We start from the raw sequence: 517 nt of genomic DNA on the forward strand, positions 1-517 counted from the left end.
GCCGCGCAGGGCGAGCAGGTGGGCGAGGCCGGTGGCGAGCAGCACCGGCCGGGCACCGAGCCGGCCCAGGAGTCGGCCGACCAGCGGCGCGGTGACCGCCAACCCGATCCCGCAGCCGGCGCTGGCCACGCCGGCGGTGGCGAAGCTGCCGGTGTTCTCGTGACCGAGCAGTACGACGAGCAGCTGCCGCAGTGCGACAGGTAGCTGCGCCACTGTCATCAACACGATGAGCAGCACCGCCCGTCGGGGTACATTCACAACTTATGAATCTACCCGAGGACGGCTCGCCCAACCTGCTCGGCGCACTCGCCCTGCTCGTCGGCTCGCGGATGCGGTCGTCGGTCAGCGCGTCCGTCGGTGCCGGTGGCGCGCTCGCCGAGGCGCTCGTCGTCCTCAAGGACCAGCCGGGGGTGACCGCCGAGTGGTTGGGCCAGGTGCTGGGGCTGACCCAGCCCGGCGTCGCGCACCTGGTCCGGCGGCTCCGGGAGCAGGGCTGGGAGGAGCGGCGTCCCGGCAC

Annotated in this window: 1 protein-coding gene and 1 pseudogene; one reads left to right on the forward strand and one right to left on the reverse strand. The window is 73.3% G+C overall.

All coding sequences use genetic code 11. The features are described 5' to 3' along the window. Positions 1-258: pseudogene (locus KBX08_RS33440) on the reverse strand (MFS transporter); the annotation flags it as partial. 5 nt (positions 259-263) lie between these two features. On the opposite strand from KBX08_RS33440, the gene KBX08_RS33445 reads away from it, so the two are divergent. Next, the coding region (locus tag KBX08_RS33445) for a helix-turn-helix domain-containing protein (protein WP_210787738.1) at positions 264-517 on the forward strand (254 nt) is incomplete at its 3' end.

This window comes from Micromonospora sp. H61 (genome assembly GCF_018070325.1).
Taxonomy (GTDB): domain Bacteria; phylum Actinomycetota; class Actinomycetes; order Mycobacteriales; family Micromonosporaceae; genus Micromonospora; species Micromonospora salmantinae.